General features: G+C 63.0%; 19 protein-coding genes. 8 read left to right on the plus strand and 11 right to left on the minus strand.

Annotation, left to right across the window (positions count from 1 at the left end; translation table 11 throughout):
• From KF708C_RS35280 to KF708C_RS36230, 7 genes are all read left to right on the plus strand, one after another.
• Positions 1–401, plus strand: a 401-nt coding sequence (locus KF708C_RS35280; RefSeq protein WP_156174056.1) for a DUF3304 domain-containing protein, incomplete at its 5' end; no start/stop codon positions are given.
• Between the two features lies 1 nt (position 402).
• Entirely contained in the window at positions 403–2,682 is a 2,280-nt protein-coding gene (locus KF708C_RS33535) for a T6SS phospholipase effector Tle1-like catalytic domain-containing protein (protein WP_039376341.1), read from the plus strand.
• 365 nt (positions 2,683–3,047) lie between these two features.
• The gene (locus KF708C_RS33540; RefSeq protein WP_017514042.1) at positions 3,048–3,365 is read left to right on the plus strand and encodes a hypothetical protein; all 318 of its coding nucleotides are present in this window, start codon (positions 3,048–3,050) and stop codon (positions 3,363–3,365) included.
• A 231-nt stretch (positions 3,366–3,596) separates the two neighbouring features.
• Entirely contained in the window at positions 3,597–4,256 is a 660-nt protein-coding gene (locus KF708C_RS36225) for a hypothetical protein (RefSeq protein ID WP_017514041.1), read from the plus strand.
• Positions 4,257–4,315: 59 nt separating this feature from the next.
• The gene (locus KF708C_RS33550; protein WP_038316601.1) at positions 4,316–4,666 is read left to right on the plus strand and encodes a hypothetical protein; all 351 of its coding nucleotides are present in this window, start codon (positions 4,316–4,318) and stop codon (positions 4,664–4,666) included.
• Entirely contained in the window at positions 4,659–5,003 is a 345-nt protein-coding gene (locus KF708C_RS33555) for a hypothetical protein (RefSeq protein ID WP_017514039.1), read from the plus strand. The genes KF708C_RS33550 and KF708C_RS33555 overlap by 8 nt, the downstream gene beginning before the upstream one ends.
• A gap of 21 nt (positions 5,004–5,024) precedes the next feature.
• Positions 5,025–5,279: a hypothetical protein gene (locus KF708C_RS36230; protein ID WP_017514038.1), complete on the plus strand. Its 255-nt coding sequence runs from the start codon at positions 5,025–5,027 to the stop codon at positions 5,277–5,279.
• A gap of 37 nt (positions 5,280–5,316) precedes the next feature.
• On the opposite strand, the gene KF708C_RS33560 is transcribed toward KF708C_RS36230, so the two are convergent.
• Genes KF708C_RS33560 through KF708C_RS33580 form a run of 5 tightly spaced genes read right to left on the minus strand, consistent with a single transcriptional unit; the run spans position 5,317 to position 8,531 of the window.
• Positions 5,317–6,513 carry a tyrosine-type recombinase/integrase gene (locus KF708C_RS33560; protein WP_017514037.1) on the minus strand — a complete coding sequence of 399 codons (1,197 nt, stop codon included), beginning with the start codon at positions 6,511–6,513 and terminating at the stop codon, positions 5,317–5,319.
• A gap of 46 nt (positions 6,514–6,559) precedes the next feature.
• Positions 6,560–7,201 (minus strand): DUF6904 family protein, encoded by a 642-nt coding sequence (locus tag KF708C_RS33565; RefSeq protein ID WP_017514036.1) that lies wholly within the window; start codon positions 7,199–7,201, stop codon positions 6,560–6,562.
• Positions 7,202–7,215: 14 nt separating this feature from the next.
• Positions 7,216–7,491 (minus strand): type II toxin-antitoxin system RelE/ParE family toxin, encoded by a 276-nt coding sequence (locus tag KF708C_RS33570; protein WP_017514035.1) that lies wholly within the window; start codon positions 7,489–7,491, stop codon positions 7,216–7,218.
• Complete coding sequence (locus KF708C_RS33575; protein ID WP_017514034.1) at positions 7,491–7,760, minus strand: CopG family ribbon-helix-helix protein; 270 nt, start codon at positions 7,758–7,760, stop codon at positions 7,491–7,493. Before KF708C_RS33575 ends, KF708C_RS33570 begins: the two co-directional genes overlap by 1 nt.
• A gap of 51 nt (positions 7,761–7,811) precedes the next feature.
• The gene (locus KF708C_RS33580) at positions 7,812–8,531 is read right to left on the minus strand and encodes a GIN domain-containing protein (RefSeq protein WP_038316598.1); all 720 of its coding nucleotides are present in this window, start codon (positions 8,529–8,531) and stop codon (positions 7,812–7,814) included.
• 230 nt (positions 8,532–8,761) lie between these two features.
• Between KF708C_RS33580 and KF708C_RS33585 the strand changes: the two genes are divergently transcribed.
• Positions 8,762–9,799, plus strand: coding sequence for a DNA-binding protein (locus KF708C_RS33585; RefSeq protein WP_017515764.1), 1,038 nt, complete (start codon positions 8,762–8,764; stop codon positions 9,797–9,799).
• A gap of 7 nt (positions 9,800–9,806) precedes the next feature.
• Here KF708C_RS33585 and KF708C_RS36235 read toward each other — a convergent pair whose 3' ends face one another.
• From KF708C_RS36235 to KF708C_RS33610, 6 genes are all read right to left on the minus strand, one after another.
• Positions 9,807–9,971, minus strand: coding sequence for a hypothetical protein (locus KF708C_RS36235; protein WP_156174057.1), 165 nt, complete (start codon positions 9,969–9,971; stop codon positions 9,807–9,809).
• A gap of 48 nt (positions 9,972–10,019) precedes the next feature.
• On the minus strand, positions 10,020–10,544 hold the full coding sequence (locus KF708C_RS33590) for a cytochrome b (RefSeq protein WP_049286305.1): 525 nt from the start codon (positions 10,542–10,544) through the stop codon (positions 10,020–10,022).
• A 154-nt stretch (positions 10,545–10,698) separates the two neighbouring features.
• On the minus strand, positions 10,699–11,625 hold the full coding sequence (locus KF708C_RS33595; protein WP_059416137.1) for a cation diffusion facilitator family transporter: 927 nt from the start codon (positions 11,623–11,625) through the stop codon (positions 10,699–10,701).
• Between the two features lie 113 nt (positions 11,626–11,738).
• On the minus strand, positions 11,739–12,995 hold the full coding sequence (locus KF708C_RS33600; protein ID WP_059416139.1) for a TolC family protein: 1,257 nt from the start codon (positions 12,993–12,995) through the stop codon (positions 11,739–11,741).
• Positions 12,992–16,105, minus strand: coding sequence for an efflux RND transporter permease subunit (locus KF708C_RS33605; protein WP_059416141.1), 3,114 nt, complete (start codon positions 16,103–16,105; stop codon positions 12,992–12,994). Before KF708C_RS33605 ends, KF708C_RS33600 begins: the two co-directional genes overlap by 4 nt.
• A complete protein-coding gene (locus tag KF708C_RS33610) occupies positions 16,105–17,190 on the minus strand; it encodes an efflux RND transporter periplasmic adaptor subunit (protein ID WP_059416143.1) in 1,086 nt (361 codons plus the stop codon). The genes KF708C_RS33605 and KF708C_RS33610 overlap by 1 nt, the downstream gene beginning before the upstream one ends.
• Between the last annotated feature and the right edge of the window lie 1,384 nt (positions 17,191–18,574).

Raw genomic sequence — 18,574 nt, forward strand, 5'->3', positions numbered from 1 at the left:
AGGGACTCGACATCGTTTATGTAAACGGCGTTTGGGTAGGAAGTGAGAAGCGCCATGCAGGGGGTTTTGGTGTTGCAGGGGCAATCGGTGTGCCACGCAAGTGGCATCCAGGTCTTACAGTAGAAGTTGAATGGCAGGACGACACGCTCTACCGGAAGGACCATGATGCGACATACAAGGCACAGGTCCCCGTCGAGCCGTATCCTGACGGCGATCCAAGTTCGCTTTGGCTAGCGTTTTACCCAGGCAAGAAGATAAGAGCCATTGCTTCGCGCTATACGCCTCTCAATCCCAAATTTCCAGGCGGACTGAAGTATCCAGAAGACGCTTGCATGGCGGACAAGGCGTGCGCCGCCAAGTTCTATCCCGAGCGCATGGCGTCATCCAGCCAGGAGCGATGAGATGGCCGAACTCGAACGACTGCAGCCAAATCCCTTCGCCCTAACGCTGGACGAGAAGGGACGGTGCATGGCGAACAACATTGAGGCCTTCTCAGGGCAATGCACCGAGGAATTGCGAATCGGGATCTTCTTCGATGGCACCAACAACAACAAGGATCGGGACGCACCCAAGCACGCCCACAGTAACGTAGCGCGGCTGTACGACATCTTTGAGCGGAAGAAAAATCAGGTGGCCTTCTATGTGCCCGGCATCGGGACACCGTTCGAGAAAGAAATCGGCGACACCGGCCGCGGCTATGACGCACGGGCGGGGCTGATGGCGGGCTGGGGCGGTGAAGCCCGCATCAATTGGGCATTGCTGAAACTAACCGATGCGCTTTACCAGCTGTTTTACGGAGATGATCTGAGTAGGGCGATGGGCACCGAAGATCTGAAGGTGCTTCGCAAAATCTCGGGCGATTTGAGCTTCCCTGTACATAAGCGCGCGGAAGCCGGCGCACGCGACGAGGCGCAGAAGATCAAAGACGAAGTGGAGCAACTGAATGACGCAGGGACGGGGCGCACGCTCGCCGTCGCGTTGGACACGGCGGACAACATTCCCAATGCCATTCCGCGCAAGCAGGAGTTGCAACGGCGGCGCGAGTTCCTTTCGCAAAAGCTGAAGGCACTCATCGCCGACCGCAAGCCGAAGCTCCAGCGCATTCGCCTGTACGTGTTCGGATTCTCACGCGGCGCGGCGGAAGCTCGGGTGTTCAGCAACTGGCTGGAAGATGCGTTCGACCCAGGTATGACGCTGGCTGGTGTCGAGGTGAGCTTCGATTTCCTCGGAATCTTGGATACTGTCGCGTCCGTGGGGTTCGCCCAAAGCTCCATGTTCTCCACCGGCCACGGCGGGTGGGGCCAAGAGGAATTCCTACGCATTCCGAAATATGTCAATCGGACGGTCCACTTGATTTCCTCACACGAAATACGTGGCTCGTTCCCGTTGGACAAGGCGGTCGCCAGGGATCTGCTCGAAATCGCCTATCCAGGCGTCCACACGGATGTGGGCGGGGCATACCGGCCAGGGGACCAAGGCCGTGGTTGCAGGGCCGACGGAACACCCGACGACAGCACCAAGCTCTCGCAAGTGACACTTGCCAAGATGTATCGGGAAGCCGTTGCTGCCGGCGTGCCGTTGAAGCCGTCAGCGGATCTTCCACCTCGGGTTCTGGATGCACTCAAGATCTCGCCCCAACTGATCAAGGACTACAACGCGTACGTTGATGCGGTGAATCCGCTTATCAAAAAGAAGGGCGGAGGAACTACTGGCGCAGCACACGTGCAATACGGCTTGTACCTGCGTTGGCGTCGGCTGCGCCTGGGCAGCGGACCCGATGCCTTTGAGAACCAACCCTTTTTCAGGCGAGCACAGAATTACAGTGCTCAGTGCGCACAGGATCTGAGCGGCGCAAACGAAGAATTGCGCGAAGAAGCCAAGACGATGTCGGAGATGGAAAACTCCATCCTGTACTCAGATGGCTGGATGGCGGCGGTATTCCGCAGGTCAGGTGTGGCCGCTGAGGCGTTGATCAGACTCCACCGTGCCATATGGGGCGACAAAGTTGCACAGTGGCGAGAGGTCAAAGAGTATTGGAATGACACGTCGCCGTTGGACCCGAGGATCGTCAAGTTCTTTGACGACTACGTGCACGACTCGCGTGCGTGGTTCAAGCCAATGGGCGCCACCAATGAAGGGGTCTGGAAGCTGAGGGAAAAAAACCGGCTGGAAGACCTCAAGCGCAAAGATGCCGAGTGGAACGCCAGATGGAAGGCGGAGTGGCAGAAGATGAGCGCGGACCTCCAGCGGGACCCGCGCGGAACGATCGAGCGCTATGCGCCGGTTTCTGACGGCGGCAAGGGTGAAGTCGCGCCGCCACCGCCACCAGTTATGGGTCAGGATCGCATCGATTTGGACCGCTATCTGAAGGACGGCACGCTGCCGTTGGAGAAAACCGGACGCGAGTTCAGTTCAGTATGGGGGTATCTACGCTGGCGCACACACTTCGCGCCGGAGCTGACGCTGGGCGAGCGTGCGCAAGCGGCGTGGGACCGTGTGGCGGCGGTGCCTGGCAAGGTAGCGGACACAGTCTCCCAGAAGGTCGGCGAAGTCGCGCATAGCGCAGAAGAGGGTCTAGCGAGCACAGCTCGCAAGCTCTTGTCTGCCGGCCAAGACGCGCTGGAACGTGGTGCGAAGCGCGTCCTGGAGCAGTACTCAGGCGGCGGGGTCCCCATGCTTTGACGCAGCCAGGAAACAGGCATTTCCTCAGCTGACTTCGACCTCCCAATCGTCCTGCTCGGACTCGGGATCGCGAGCCTGCTCGCTTCCATGGGGATGACTGATACGGGTGCCTCCACGGATGAGGAGGCGCTGCGCTCTATGGCCGCACAGCGACGTGTATTGCGTGCAATCGCCTATGTCTTCATGGGAATCGGAGGGTTGATGCTGCTGCCGTTGCTGGTCTTCAGCGTTGTCGGAATCTCCGGGGCGCCTTGATCGCATAAACAGCATTTCCGTCCTGTTTTCGAGAGACCTCCATGCCTGACCGATCCGACCCACCTTCGCCACATTCCCGCGCCGCTGTCGACTGCCAAGGTGGGCAGCGGATGGACTACCCCGACGGTAGCTTCATGGTCACGTTGCCAGGCGTCGCCACGGTTCACTGCTCACGCGACGGTGACATCGACGGGCGGACGCCGGCTATCCGCGCAGTCACCATCGCCGATCTCTCGAAGGTTGTGAAACACAGCATCATCCGCCTCTACGACACCGTGTCCCATACGGTGCACTTCGCAGGCGGCGGAGTTGTTTCCTACCTGCACGGCGTCGATGGGACCGGCTTTGAATTCAACTGTCGCAACGTCGTTTTCGAGATTTCCGAGGCGGGACAGGTGCTGGTGCTCGGCACCTATATCGAGCAGTAGTCGTTTAGATCCGCCCGAGGGCAGACCATCGTTGCCATCTTCGTGACTGCGTTTGCGTTTGGTTCGGACCAATGGCAGAATCATCACGGGCGCGCATCGCCGCCTGGGCTCCCAGCCCAAGTTTTGAGCGGCTTAAACTGGCACGAATTCATCTCTTCCTTCCGCGTCGCATGATTGTCAAAGGCGGCGGACGCTAAACGCTCAACGTTCGCTGTGCTCTGAGAGACAACCATGGACCAGTTCTCCCGCTGGAGCGGCATCGCGCACGCCCTCCTTGTCAAGCAAGCTCCCAAAATCAAACTCGGCCAAGTGCATCAGCTCCTCGCTGCCTGCCTCGGCCACCGAACGTACGCGTCGCTTCGCGCGACGGATCTCGACACCCTGAATGGCAAGCCCCACTATGTCCTGTTCGACGATGCGGCGGGACTCGCACGCGCGGAGGACCTCGGACTTGCCGTGACTGAAGCGCAGTGGCGAGACGTTTCCTTGGCGCTTCGACCCAGCGGCATTACGCCATTTTGGCTGACCACCATCGGCGGCATGCACAACGCGGCTGAACTTGTTTTCGAGGACACGTCCAATTCCCGAATCCACGCCATCCAGCGATTGGTCGGTTACCCGGATGTCAAGAGAGCGACCTCAAGCCGCTGCCATTGCGCCGAAGATCAAGTGCCGGATATTCTGAGGATTGAGGTTTCAGGGGACGCCTACGCCTACAACCAAGAAACATCGTTCGCGGTACCCGTGATCGCGATCGTGGAGTTTCCAAAGGTCGGCCAACGCATGTACGGACACGGCACGATTGTCTCGGTCGAGCAGAAGGGAGCGCCGGAGCCGCGTATCTTGGAAGACGTGGATGCGGGTGAGTTTTACTGGATGCCTGAAGAATAGCGGCCCGCTGACCGCGCTCTGACTTTGCCGGCTCAGGCCGTATCAACAAGGGAGAAATGGTGGGACAAGCAAAACAACGCGGGACCAAAGAACAACGGGTGGCGCAAGCGCACGCCAAACTGGCGGCGCTGCGCCCGGAGACGCTGGTGTGCGGCAGCTGCAAAACGGCGTTTGCCGAGTTTGAGGCGCTGGGCACGCGCGGCCTGGCCGGTATCGATGCGGCCTTTGGCGGGCCGTGCCCGACGTGCGGGGAGTCGGTCGTCGCATTCAAGGGCGACTCCGATGCGGTGGCCGATTCCATCCTTGCGTGGCAGGACATGATTGGCAGCGAAGGCGTCGTCGGCAGCCAATCGTCCGATGGGCGCTACCTCCCGCTCGACGGCCCGTCCGGAGGTACTCACCATGGGTGAGGCCAAGCGGCGCGGCAGTCAGACAGAACGTGTGGAGGCTGCCATTGGCGCGGTACCGAGCCCCGAGGCCATGCGCGAAAGTATGGGTTTTGCGGCGTCCGCGAAGTTCGTGGGCTACGTCGTGCACCTGCCCGATAGCGACGAATTCCTGGCCGATGCCATGGAGTCCCAACGCGGGGTCACGGTCTATCGGTATGGTGCCAACCCGGACCTGGCCAAGGTGTTCGCAGACTATCGCGGCGCCGCCAAGCAGGCGGCCCAGATCCAAAAGCATAGGACCGTGGTGGCCTACTTGTTCGACCACGACAATCAGTGGCTGGTCGGTTTCACGGACTGACCTCGGCCCGTCGGTAGTGCAATGAAGACCTTTTATGGGTTCCGTCTGAGGCCGAAATCGGGTGCGAGCGGTTCGCACTCGCATCCGATTCTTCCGCCACCGCTCAACGTGGAAGCCCGCGAGCGGTTGCGTTGGCGCATCGTAGACCTCGACAAGAACCCGGTCGAGATGAATGAGGATGAGCTACGTGCCTGGTTGCTCTCGATCCCAGACGACGAACTGAACGAGTTGATCGCCTTGTCGGATTGGACGCACCCCGACGACAAAGCTGGATGACTCAGGCTGTCCCTCTACGGTACCTACCTGGGTACGCTTAGGTGCCCCAGCCCAGCCGGTGGTTCGCCTGCGTCGCCGCGTGGCGCAGATCCTCTTCGGTGTGCAGGTAGATGCTGGTCGTGGTGAGCGACGCGTGGCCGAGGTTGTCGCGCACGAAACGCAGGTCGACATGGCTGTCGGTCATGTGGGTGCCGGCGGTATGGCGCAGCCAGTGGGACGATGCGCTGGCCAGCCGATCCGCCTGCACGTTGAACTCAGGCCCCTGAGACCGCAGCCGGTCAGCCGCCAGCTTGAACACCTCTTTGACGATCAAGTGAATCGCCGCGCGCGAGAGCGGCTTTTCCGGTCTGATCACGGGCAGCAGCAAAGGGCGCGTTTCACCGGCCTGCGGCGACGGCGGCAAGCCACAGATGCGCCGGTAGCGTGCCAGTTCCGCGATCAGTTCGTCGGTGGCAGGGACCAGTCGTGTCTTGTCGCCCTTGCCCTTGACCTCGATCCACCAGCGCTCGACGCCAGTGGCATCGCGTCGGCAGAACACCGCGCCCATCGGCGTACTGGCGATTTCCGCCGCACGCAGGCCGGCGAGGTACAAGACCGAGAACAGCCACCGGCAACGGGCCGCATGCAGCCGGTCGCGTTCGGTCGTGACGGGCATCGTCTCGATCGTGGCTCGAACGGTATCCCAAAGGTCGTGCGTCAGGTACCGCGTCACGCGCGGCGGCGCCTTGGTGCCGCGCCGGCGTGCGAGCGACAACGGATTGCCGGCCAGATACCCCGCTTCGACGAGCCAAGCGAACAGCGCGTTGAGGATCGTCATCGCATGCCGCACGCTCGTGGGCGACAGCGGGCCGGCAAACGGGCGCCAATCGGGCGATGTTCGCGCCAGCTTCTTGCGCGAGGCCATGACCCAGCGCCATGCCGGCTGCGGGTCGGCCAGGAAGCGCTCATACACCAACAGGTCTTCGTGCGTGAGCGAGGACAGCGGCTTGCCGTGCTGCAGGATCGCCCACAACATCAGGCGCTCGGCTTCCTTGCGATAGGTCGCAACCGTGCCTGGAACCGCGGCATAGCGTGCGAGCCACGCAGCAACGGCGGACAGATCATCGTCCGCCGTGATTTGGCGGGTGCCTGCGCGCGCACGGTTGCCGCCGTTGGCCCCCGATAGTACCGGCGGGATGCGCAACTGCTCGATGGCCTGTGCGGGGCCGTTGAACGAAGGAACAAGCTGGGTCATCAATGAAGAGGTGCGGTCAGGTCAGCCGGAATGGACTGCATGTGCATCACCACTCGAAGTCCGGCCAGTCTTCATCGCTGTCGATGAAGGCGGTGGGCGGGATGACATCGGGGCGCATCGTGACATCCGACTTGGCCAGGTATCCATACATCGGATCGAATGTCGCCATCACCTTGGGCAGCATCTTGAGGCGCTGTTTGGGCGGCAGCGCAATGAAGTACCGACAGCGGCTATCGAGCACGCTCTCCAGGTGCACGTAGGTCGCGTTCGAGGCGGACCGTGTGCGGTGGATGACTTCATCGGCCAACACCGGCGTGGCGGCGCGTACTGCCGATTCGACCACGTGCTCCAACTCGAACATGATCGCCTGGTCGAGCTTGTTGGTCGGGACGAAGGCCATGGCCTGGCGCAGCACGCCGACCTGGGTCAGGAGCACCGGCCACAGGACTTCGACGCCGTAAATGCGGCAGCGGTCGTCCTTGGTGTCGCCGCGATGGTCGACGCTGCGCTGCCCCGAGTAGGCTTTGCGTACGTCGTACGCGAGGCCGAGCACAAAACCCTCCTTGTCCTCGATGTAGACGCTTTCCTGCACGACGTAGTGGATGAAACCATGCAGCCGTTCCAGCGCCGCGAAATCGCCCCACAACGCGACGCCGGCATGGTTCGGCGTCAGCCGGTACTCCAGCATGGTCTTGCCTCCTGTTATCGGTCTTCGCGGGTGTGCCACAGCCGCAGCACGTAGATGGTGTCGCCCTGGATCTCGTAGCGCATCTCATACTGGCCGACGAGGATGCGCCGTACTTCGCGTGGCTCGAATTGGAACAGTTGCTCACCCACGCGCGGATTGGTCAACAGGGTCTCTGGCGCCTTGATCAACGCCTGCACTGCGCGCGCTGCCGCTGGCTGGTTCACCGGGGCGAGAAACTCGTACAGGCGTGCGAGGTCTTCCTGCGCCTTTCCAGTCCACTGCAGTTCCATCAGCGCGGCACCGCCAGCGGTTCACCGGTGCCCAGGCTGTCCGCCCAGGCCTGCACCGCTTGGTGACCGATGACGCGGCCGGCGTCCACATCGGCCAGTGCCTCACGGGTGAGGCGATCGCGCTCCTCTTCCTGGGCAATCCAGGCAGACAGCGCCTGCTTCATGATCCAGCCGCGCGAGCGTTCGAGGCGGTCGGCCAGTTGGTCAACCTTTTCGGCCAGCGGCACCGGGACGTGGGCGGTCAATACGCGGGTTTCGGTCTTGGACATGGCGTCCTCCTGAAATCGGGTCAATACAGTCGGGCGAAGTGCCCGGCGCCGTCAGCGGAATTTGATCTTGCCGGAGCCGGCCACCCGGTCGTCCCGGCGCGGCGGGTTGCCCCGCACGACGATGTCTCCGGAGCCCGCGACGCGGGCGCGCACGTCGGAGCGCACGAAGGCCTCGATGTCGCCGGAACCCGCTACTGACAGGTCGGCCGACTCGGCGATCAGCTCGCTGGCATCGACATCGCCGGAGCCCGCGACCTGCACGTGCAGGCGGGTGACCTCGCCGGAGACGGTGATGTCGCCCGAACCCTGAATCTCCAGGTCCAGGGCATCTTGCCGCAGATCGAGCAAGGTGACGTCGCCGCTGCCCTTGATCTTGACCGCGGGGGACTCGGGCAGCGCGAGGCTCACCACCGCGCGAGGCTGGCGAAGCGAAACCGTCTGCCCGGTGGCTTGGCCGTTCACGATGTCGCCCATCACCACCGAGCCGACCGTGCCGTGGAAAGTCATGTGGCCGCTGCCAAAGCTGATCGATACGCCTTCGCGCTCGATGACCAGCTTGTCGCCTTTGTACTCGGTCCGGACCGCCGCCACCGCGTCGGCACTTTCACCGGCTACCACGAGTGCGGGCGTGTCCGCGCGCCGGAACACCACATCGACCGAGCCCCTGATGACGAGCTTGCGGATCGGTTGCAGGGGACGGTCCTCCTTGATGGCGTTCTCAAGGCGATCCCAGGCAGTGTCTTTCATTGGGGAGGGCATGTTGAGGCTCATCGGCTATAGCACAGGCAAATCATTGTGATTAAAAACCAATCATAGTGATTGAACGCCGCGCAATCAACTGTCCGCCAAGTCACTTTGAGCGAGACGCGTTAGGCCGGGCCACTGTGACATGATCACTAGACAGAAGCGCCATTATGTCTAAAGACTGCGGCGGATAATAGGGAATCAATCGGTTTACGTTGTATTATTTTACTTCCAAGACGCAAACAAAGCCCGCGACCATGACGCTCGACCCCGCTTCCACTGTGGAAGACCAAGCCCTGCAAGCCGATATCGCCGCGCTGCGCGGCCGTTTCACCGATACCCGCGAGCTTTACCGGGAGGTCTGTGCGCTGCTGTTTTTTCGCTACGGCGTCACGCCGACGGCCAACAAGCTCTACAGCCTGGTGCGCAAGGGCAGCATGAGCACGCCGACCGACGTGCTGAACCGCTTCTGGCAGGACTTGCGGGAAAAGACGCGCGTCAAGATCGACCACCCGGAGCTCCCCGACGCCATGAAGCAGGTCGCGGCCGAGGCCGTGCTGACGATCTGGCAGGCCGCCTCGTCGGCCGCGACCGGTGAACTTGCCGCGCTACGGGCCGAAGCGCGCCACCAGGTGCACGCTGCCGAGACGGCACGTGACCAGGCGGCCGCCGAATCGGAAGCTGCCCGGCAGGCGACGGCAGCGACCCAGACGCAGCTCGATGCCGTTCGCGCACAGCTCACGGAGCAGCAGGAGGCGCTGTCCACCGAACGCCAAGCCCATGCCGCGACCGATGCCCGTCTGCAGGAGGCCCGCCGGCAACTGGATGAAGCGACACGGCAGTTGACGGAGCTGCGGACCGAGTTCGGCGCTCAGCTTGAGCGTGAACGGGAACGTGCTGACGCAGCCGACATGCGCGCGGCCAGTCACGAGAAGCGAGCACTGCGCGAGATCGACCAGGAGCGTACCGCTCGCCAGAAGAGCGAGAAGCTGGCGGAAGAACTGCGCGCGCAGCTTGTGGCCACTCGGGCCGAGATACAGCAGGCGGCTGTTCAGCACGCCAACGCGATCGGCGCCTTGCGCGCGGAACTGGGCGGGGCGCAGCAGCAGGCAGACGCCGCCGTGGCTCAGCTGCGCGCGGCGGCCGATCAACTGGCGCAGACTCAGTTGCAGCTGCAGGAAGCGCTGCGACGCGCTGAGCGCGCCGAGACCGAGGCGGCAACGACGCGCCGGTTGGTAGATGTGTTGAAGAAAGCGCCAGTTGGACGCGCTGGCCAGCGGCCAAAACCGGCCTGACGCCTAATTACCAAACGAAATAACAAGCGCCGCCTTCATCACCGAGAGGCTTATGATAGCGGGTCGGCTTATCTTGGTCGGCCCGCAGGTAGCGCGCCAACAATCCGGCCGCCAGCGTCGCGGCCGAGACAGCGAGCAGCGCTATATTGAGATGACGGAAGCCGGATTCCATGAACGATGGGCCTGCACGAATAGCGACCTGGAAGAACCGTTTGCTGCGCTAGATCATGCGACGCAACAATCGGTCTTTCAGCATGAACTCATGCCAGAGCGCTGCGGCCGCATGCAGCCCAACAAAGATGTACACGAGCGTGGCACCTGACTCATGCACCTCCTTGCTGAGGCTCGCCAAGCTCTTGTCCTGCAAAAGGGGGAGCGTCAAAGTCAGCCCGAACGGCTGAATCGGCTTACCACCCCAGGCCAGCGCCAGCACGCCAAGAATGGGCATCCCGACCATCAACAGGTAGAGCACGCCATGCGTGAGGCATGCTGCACGCTGCAGCAGTTGTGGGCCAGGGACCGGTGCCGGCGGCTGGGTTCCCCAGCGGACAAATAAACGCAGCACCATCAACGCGAGCACGGACAGCCCCGCGGTCTGATGAACCGCAAATGCCGCGGTGCGCGCGGTGCTGCCTTTGGGAAAAAAGTCGTGGATCTCGATCGCCACCACGGCAATCGTGACGGCCAGGAATACCAGCCAATGCAGGGATCGCATGGCAAGGGAGTACTTCTGTTCAGAGCGCATAAAACCACCTAGAAATTGGAGTGTGTGAATCATGGCTGCGCAGTACAACATCTATGTACTCGCATGCCCCGTTACGGAGCAGCGACTTCTGATCGATCGCCGCCGCGATACGGAAAACAGTTGTCGCAGATCAAAAAACTGCCCTCCCTCGCGTTTAGGTTGGCGCCTCCACAGGGTCCACGTGGGTCATTACGTTGAGCACATCGCGGCGCAGCATGACGCGGCGCCGCGCTTCCAATGCAATGTCGTGGCCTTGTCTCACGTTGGCACGCGCATCGACTTCCAGGTGGACATCGACCAGGATCATGTCGCCCATGCGGCGGGTCTTGACGTCGTGTACGCCGTGCACGCCGGGCGTTTCCAGCATCGTTTGGTGGATCGCCTCAACGGTTTCCTGGTCGACGGCACGGTCCATGAGATCGTGCAGCGCCTCCCACCCGAACTGCCAACCCATGCGCGTCACCATCAGGCCGACGATCAGAGCCGCTACAGGATCAAGCAGGCGGTAGCCGAACACATTGCCCACAATGCCGAGCGCCACCACCAGCGACGAGGCGGCGTCCGAGCGTGCATGCCATGCGTTGGCGACCAGCATGCTGGAGCGCACACGCTCGGCAACGGCCAGCATGTAGCGGAACAGCAGCTCCTTTGCCGCCAGCGCCCCGAGAGCGACCCACAGGCCGATGAGCTTGACTGGCTGAATGGCCTCGGGGTGCTCCAGCTTCACTACTGCATTCCAAAGCATGCCGACGCCGACGGCCAGCAACAGCAATCCGAGCACTAGCGACGCGGCGTTCTCGAAGCGCTGATGGCCATAGTGGTGAGTTGCATCCGGCCCTTTCTGGCTGTGGTGGCTGGCAAACAGCACAACGAAGTCCGAGATCAAATCGGACAACGAGTGGATGGCATCGGCCACCAACGCCTGGGAGCCGGCCAGGATGCCCGCCACGACTTGTGCAACGGTCAAGCTCAGGTTGACGCCCACGCTCACCAGCGTGCTGCGCCGTGCGGCTGCCTGCTTGGTCGCACTGTCTTCGGTATCCAGGTCGATTTTGAGATCGAGGTCTTCGGGATGTCGCATGATTCATCTACGTTAGGACACGTGGAGTACGCCGCTGCTTCGGTCGTTGCGAACGCACCCACGTTGATGGTTATCGCTATCTATTCATGGGGCATGTCAGGCGTTGCTCAAGATCAGTCATCGAAATCCCACATGCGATGCAGATCCAGCTGGAGCCGGCTGTCCGCCTCCAGTACGTTCACCCGAGCGAGCCGCTCGGCCAACACTGCGTCGGCAAGGCCGCGGCGTGCCACCAACAGCTCGGTCAAGCCGGACTCGCCGGCGCGAAACGCGCGGGTGGCGCGGTCGGCTGCGCGTCTCTGTAACGTAGTCGCTTCGATCTGTGCTTGCGCGGCTCCCCCTTTGCCTTGCAGGTCACGATAGAGCACGTCGAATTCCGCACCCAGGCGTCGTTCTGCACCGAGTCTGCGGCGAGCTGCAGCTTCCGCATCGGCCGCGGCCGCTGCTGCGGCAGTACGGCGATGCGCCGAGCCGAGCGGCATCGCCACGCTCACTCCCATGATGCGTTCCGCACCACCACGCTCCACCGATACGAACATGCCGACGGTGGGATCGGGCCGGCGCTCCAGATCTGCCCGCTTGGCCATCTGCTGTGCCTGCACCTCTTCCGCCATGGCAAGCCGATACTCGTGGCTGTCCTGTATGTACTGCGTGCGCAATCGTTCCGGTGGGTCCTGCGGCAACACGGGCAGCGCGGTGTCAGCGGCCATCATGGGCCGGGGCAACCCCGGAAAACGGGCCTGCAGTTCCGCCTGCGCGGCCTGTTCGGCTGCAGTGGCCGTCGCCAGTGCGGCTTGCATGCGAGCCTGATCCGCTGCTGCCAGTTCACCGTCCAAGCGCGAAGCGTCACCCAACTGGACCCGGCGGGCCGTCAGCGTCGCCAACTCGGCCGCAGCCCGGGCATTCTCCTGAGCGGCCTGGCGTGCTTGCCCAGCCCGCACAGCAGCAAACCACAGCGAGAGGATCTGCCGCGATGCTTCGTGGCGTGCGTCCTTCACCGCAAGTTGGCCAGCCTCGGCCGCCGCATCAGCAAGCTGGCCATCGGCTTGAGCCTTGCCCCACAGCCTCAACGGCCGCTCCACGGCGATCTGCCCTTCCGCATGTCGCTCAGACGGATCTCGGACCTGACGCCCCTGTCCGATCGCTCTCACCACAGTCTCGGCCGTCCCCGCTCGAATGCCTTCGGCACGGGCCAGCGTGGCATCGCGCCGGGCTTCGGCCGTCATCACCTCGGGCGATTGCGCAACCGCTTCACGCACCGAGCTCTCAGCGGGTAGGTAGCCCGGCGTGTTCTGCGCTTGGGCGGTGGCGCCGCAAAGCAGCATCACGCCGGCTCCGGCCAATGCGAAGCGAAACATGTTCAACCTCATTGCAAATCTCCCTGCCCGTCGGCCGTCCGGGCCCGGGGCATACCAAAGCGTTCAAACAGCAAGGGGAGCAGGAGCAGCGTCAGTGCCGTCGAAGAAAGCAACCCGCCCGACACTACGATCGCCAGCGGGCGTTGAATCTCCGACCCTGGCCCGCTCGCCAATAGCAGCGGAATCATCCCCAGTGCGGTAATGCAGGCTGTCATCAGCACCGGCCGCAGGCGGTCTTGCACGCCCACACGCACGGTTTCCGCCATGCTCGAGCCCGACTCCAGCAAGGTGTTGAAGTGCGAGACCAGCACCACACCATTGAGCACCGCGATCCCGAGCAGCGCGATAAAGCCGACGGAGGCCGGCACCGACAGGTACTCGCCCGATATCCGCAGCGCGGCGATGCCGCCTACGAGTGCAAACGGAATGTTGGCGACGACCAGCACCGCCTGCCGCACCGAGCGGAACGTGAGCATCAGCAGCAGAAAGATGGCGCCCAAGGCCAGCGGCACGACCAGTGCTAGACGCGCCGCCGCACGTTGCTGATTCTCGAACTGGCCGCCCCAGACAACACGCAGTCCTTTCGGCAGCGTGCTGATGCTGCCAACCGCACCCTGTGCTTCCTGCACAAAGCCGGCCAGATCCCGGCCTTCAACGTTGGCCTGGATCACAGCAAACCGGGCTCCGTCTTCATGGTTGATGCGCACCGGCCCGTCCACGCGTTCGATGCGGGCAAGAGACGAGAGCGGCCAAGTTTTGCCATCTGGCGCCGTCACCAGGAGGCCGGTGAGGTTCTCCGGCGCTTGGCGCAGGCCCGCTCCGCCGCGCAGAATCAGCGGTGTACGCACAATGCCTTCGGGCACTACGCCAATCCGGTCACCTTCGATCAGGGCTCGCAACTGCGTTTGCAGGGCATCTCCGGTAAAGCCAGCGTGGCCGACTGCCGCGCGATCCAGCGAGACCTTCAGGTACTGCACACCACTGTTGCTGGGCGCGATCACCTCGGCGGCGCCACGGATGGAGCGCACCTTGGCAGCAATGGCCTGTGCGGCCGCGTCAATAGCGGCGAGATCGCTGCCGAAGAGCTTGATGGCGATATCCCCGCGCGTACCGGTCAGCATCTCCGACACGCGCATCTCGATCGGCTGCGTGAAGCCATAGATCACGCCGGGGAAGCGCTCCATCACGTGACGAATGGCTGTCGCGATGTCCTCCTTGCTGCCGCGCCACTGGTCCTTGGGCTTGAGCACCAGGAAGGTGTCGGTCTCATTCAGACCCATCGGGTCCAGGCCCAGGTCGTCGGAGCCGGAGCGCGCCACGATGGAGCGGATCTCGGGCACCTCTTTGAGCAGCGCTTGCTGCACGCGTTGGTCCAGGTCCAGCGATGCTGCCAGGGAAACAGACGGCGCCTTTTGCAACTGCACAATCAGATCGCCTTCGTCCATGGTCGGCATGAACGTCTTGCCGACTGACATGTACAGCACCACCGCCACGACCAGCGCCGCCCCCGCCACGCCAAACACGATGCGGCGGCGCGCCGTGGTCCAGGCCTGTAGGCGGGCAAAGCCACCCGCCACCTTGCGCATCAGCCAAGGCGCCTCATCCGCATGCGCGAGCAGCAGCATGGAGGCCAACGCCGGCACGACCGTAAAGGCGATCACCACAGACGAGGCCAGTGCCAGCACGATGGTCAGCGCCACCGGCCCGAACAACTTGCCCTCCAGCCCCTGCAATGACAACAGCGGCAGGAACACGATGGCGATGATGGAAACGCCGGAGAGCATCGGCACTGCAACGGTAGCCACTGCGTGACGGATCACGGCCCCGCGCAGCGCTGGATCGGTCTTGTGGTCTTGGGCACGCGCCATGGCAGTCTCGATGTTCTCCACCACAACGACCGCCGCATCCACCAGCATGCCCAGAGCAATGGCCAGTCCACCCAGGCTCATCAGGTTGGCGGTCAGGCCCACGTAGCGCATCAGCAGGAAGGTCGCCAGCATCGACAGCGGCAGCGTGGCCGCCACCACCAGCGCCGCCCGCACACCGCCCAGGAACAGGTACAGCGTGATGACCACCAACACGCTGGCTTCAATCAGCGCACGCACCACCGTGTTGGCTGCGCGTGTCACCAGCTCGCCACGGTTGTAGAACACGTGTGCCGACATGCCCTTGGGCAGTTGAGGGCCAAGCGTGTCCAACCGTTCCTGTACCGCCTCGACCAGCTTGCGGGCATCGCTGCCGCGCAGGCCCAGCACCAGCCCTTCGACTACCTCACCGTTGCCATCCTTGCTGACAGCGCCGTTGCGGGTCGCCTCACCCAGCTGCACGGTGGCCACATCGCCCACGGTGACGGCAGGGTTGGACGCCGGACTCTGCGCTGGCACCACGACAATCGCTCGCAGATCGTCGAGCCCGCGCACGCCGCCTTCCACGCGGACCACCCAGTGCTCGTCACCGCGATCAAGCCGGCCCGCACCATCGTTGCGATTGTTGGCATCCAGCGCCTGGCGCAGCTGCTCCAGCGTCACCCCCCGTGCACGCAGGCGTGCCGGATCGGGCGTTACCTCATAGCTGCGGACCTCGCCACCCAATGCGTTTACATCGGCCACGCCAGGAACGGTGCGCAACGCCGGCCGGATGACCCAGTCCAGCACTCGGCGCCGCTCCGCCAGCGAGTAGCCGTCGCCCTCCACGGTGAACATGAACATCTCGCCCAGCGGCGTGGTGATCGGCGCTAGGCCGCCCACGGCTGTCGACGGCAGGTCGCGGGCAAGACCTGCCAGGCGCTCCGACACTTGCTGGCGTGCCCAGTAGACGTCCACACCCTCTTCAAAATCGACCGTCACGTCGCTGATGCCGTATTTGGACACCGAGCGCACGATCGTCTTATGCGGAAGGCCGAGCAGTTCCTGCTCGATGGGTGTCGAGACACGCTGCTCGACTTCTTCCGGCGTCATGCCCGGCACCTTGAGCACGACCTTGACCTGCGTCGGCGAGATATCGGGAAACGCATCAATCGGCAGGTTCAGGTAAGCCCAGACGCCAGCGGCAGCAAGCACGCCGGCCGCGATCAGCACCAGTACACGCTGGCGCAAAGAAAACTCAATCAGGCGGGGCAGCATCACTGTTCTCCCGCCAGCAAGCCCTTGAGTGCACCGACGCCCGCAACCGCTACGCGTGTCCCTGTAGGCAGATTGGCGCGCAGGACAGCGACGGCGTCATCCGTACTGGCAACGGCGACCTCCTGGAAGCGGAAGCCTTTGTCGGTGGCGACAAACACGCCCGGAACGCCGGACACGTAGGCCAAGGCGGCCGCCGGAACCCGCACCAGCCCCGAGGCGCCCGCGCCGTTAGAGCCGCGCAGCTTGAGCGTGACGTTGACGCTCTCGCCGGCGCGCAGATCGCCACGGCGCTCCAGCGACGCCCGCACACGCACCCCTGCCGTACCGTCACCCGAAGGCGCAACGCCAATGACCGTACCGCTTGCACCGCGCGGCACGATCTCGATGCGGTCGCCTATGGTTGGCACGGGCACATCGCGGCCAACCAGCAGGTCCAGCTCCAGCGCAGCCGGGTCAACGATCCGGAAAAGCGGCGCGGCCGCTTCAACTCGCGCCCCCGGAACAGCGTTGACCTCCGACACCACGCCGCCATGATTCGCGATCAGTTGCGCTTCGCCGCCCGCGCCAGCGAATGCGATACCTGCGGAAGCCAGTTCGGCCCGGCGCGCCATGGCCATGGCGTTGGCCTCAGCGGCCCGCGCCTGCGTTGCCTGCCAGCGGCTTCCGGCGATGATGCCGTCATCAAAGAGCGCCTTATCGCGGGCGAGCGATTGCTGCGCCAAACGCGCCTGCGAGTTGGCCTCCGTGAGCGCGCGGCTCGCTTCAAAGAGCTGCGGGCTCAGGAAACTCGCCAGCGGTTGACTCGGGCGGACGGTCTGCCCCAGTGACACCAGCGCGCGAGGCACCACGCCCGCGTACGGAGCCGCCACCACATATTGCGCATCCGGCTTGAACACGACACGTGCGTGGGTGCCGACTTCCAAGCCCCCAGAAGCTGCGACCGAGCTAAAGCGCACACCCAGTGCGCGCGCCTGTTCGGCCGACAGAGACACTGCCTGTGCCGCCGGTTGAGCAGTAGCCCAACGCACAGGAAATGCGGTCAGTGCAATCGATGCGCCAACCACCACAATTCGTTTGAGAAACATGCCTGACTCCAATCCACGAAGGCAACGCTGTCGGCGTCATCCTCCAACTGCGTCGCCTCCCGAAGCGGCACGAACACCGACTGCGGCGTGGCGCTTCGAGGCGACGCGAACAAGAATGTAGGAACAGTGGATGGCCAGCGGATAGCAATGCAGCTACCGCCTTGTGGCGTCGAGCGAACGTGATGGGTCAGAAGCCAATGCTCCTAACGAATTCATGATCGCTACGGTGGGCGTGATGGGGCTGTTGCAGATCAACTCAACGAGTGTTCTGCTGCACCGTGACGCGCGTGCCGTCCGCCTGCTTAGGATCAGCAGGCCGGTGGGGGAGCCTGCGCTGGAGGCGTTCGATTGATGCGATCGCGCCAGCGCGCGCGAATTGGTGCTGGCCGAAAGACTGGGCGTGATATGGCTGAACAGGCAAGCGCTGCCAGCAGAAGAAAGGTGAGTGCCGATAACCCAGGCCCCGCAGCAGCCCAAAGAAATCCGGCGAGATCCGATGGACCGATCGAGGGCTCTACATCAACCTCAAAGGGTTCCCTGCTCGTCAGAGCCAGCTCGCGATCAAGAGCATACCCCTCATGCGCGGAGGCTCGATGATGGGAAGATCCGAGGGATTGAAAATGAGAATCAACCGCGCCAGAAAGCGCGGTGTGCACGTGCAGGCCAGTCTGTTTCGGAATTCCGAAATGGCCGTGCAGAAGTGGGCTCAGCAGCTGCAGCAACACGATAAGAAGCAGCAACACAGCCCGAAGCGAGATGCTTAGGGTTGCACGTGACATGCGCGCATTGTAGCGCATGGCATCGCGTTGAATGTACTGATGGGAGATGCTGCCGTACTAAGGCGTACGCAAACGTACAACGTAAGCGCGAATTTAGCCAAACGTAGCCCCCAGTCGGGAGGCGGCAGATGATTGTGTCCATCACTATTTTGATGGACACAATTCATGACGCCAGAAGACCTGGAGGACTTGTTGCCGTTGAAGGTTCTCCATGTGGGGGCGAACGGCAAACGCACCTTTGACCCACGAGGCAACCGAACCTATCCGTGAAGAGCTCCCCTCTATAGCCCCTCTCCATTTTTTTCGGTTGCCACGTTTCTGCAAGCCCGGTAGATGGGATTCAACGTGTTCCGTTAGCTCTCTCAGAAAGACTGTCTCGTCAACTCCAGCTGCCTCTCAGCGCACCAACCAGCCACCTTTGCTGATTCAGTAGCGTTCCTGCCCTGTAATGGGCGACGCCGATGCGCTTGGCGATCTGATACGGATTCGTGCTGCATGACGCCGCAAAATCCGATCTTGATCGGAAATTCCCTTTTGAATCATCGCCTTAGGATCATTCTGGCGAGAAATACACGAATCCCGGCCAACCCTCAAGGATGGTCGCA

Source organism: Cupriavidus basilensis (assembly GCF_000876015.1).
In the GTDB taxonomy this organism is placed as follows: domain Bacteria; phylum Pseudomonadota; class Gammaproteobacteria; order Burkholderiales; family Burkholderiaceae; genus Cupriavidus; species Cupriavidus basilensis_B.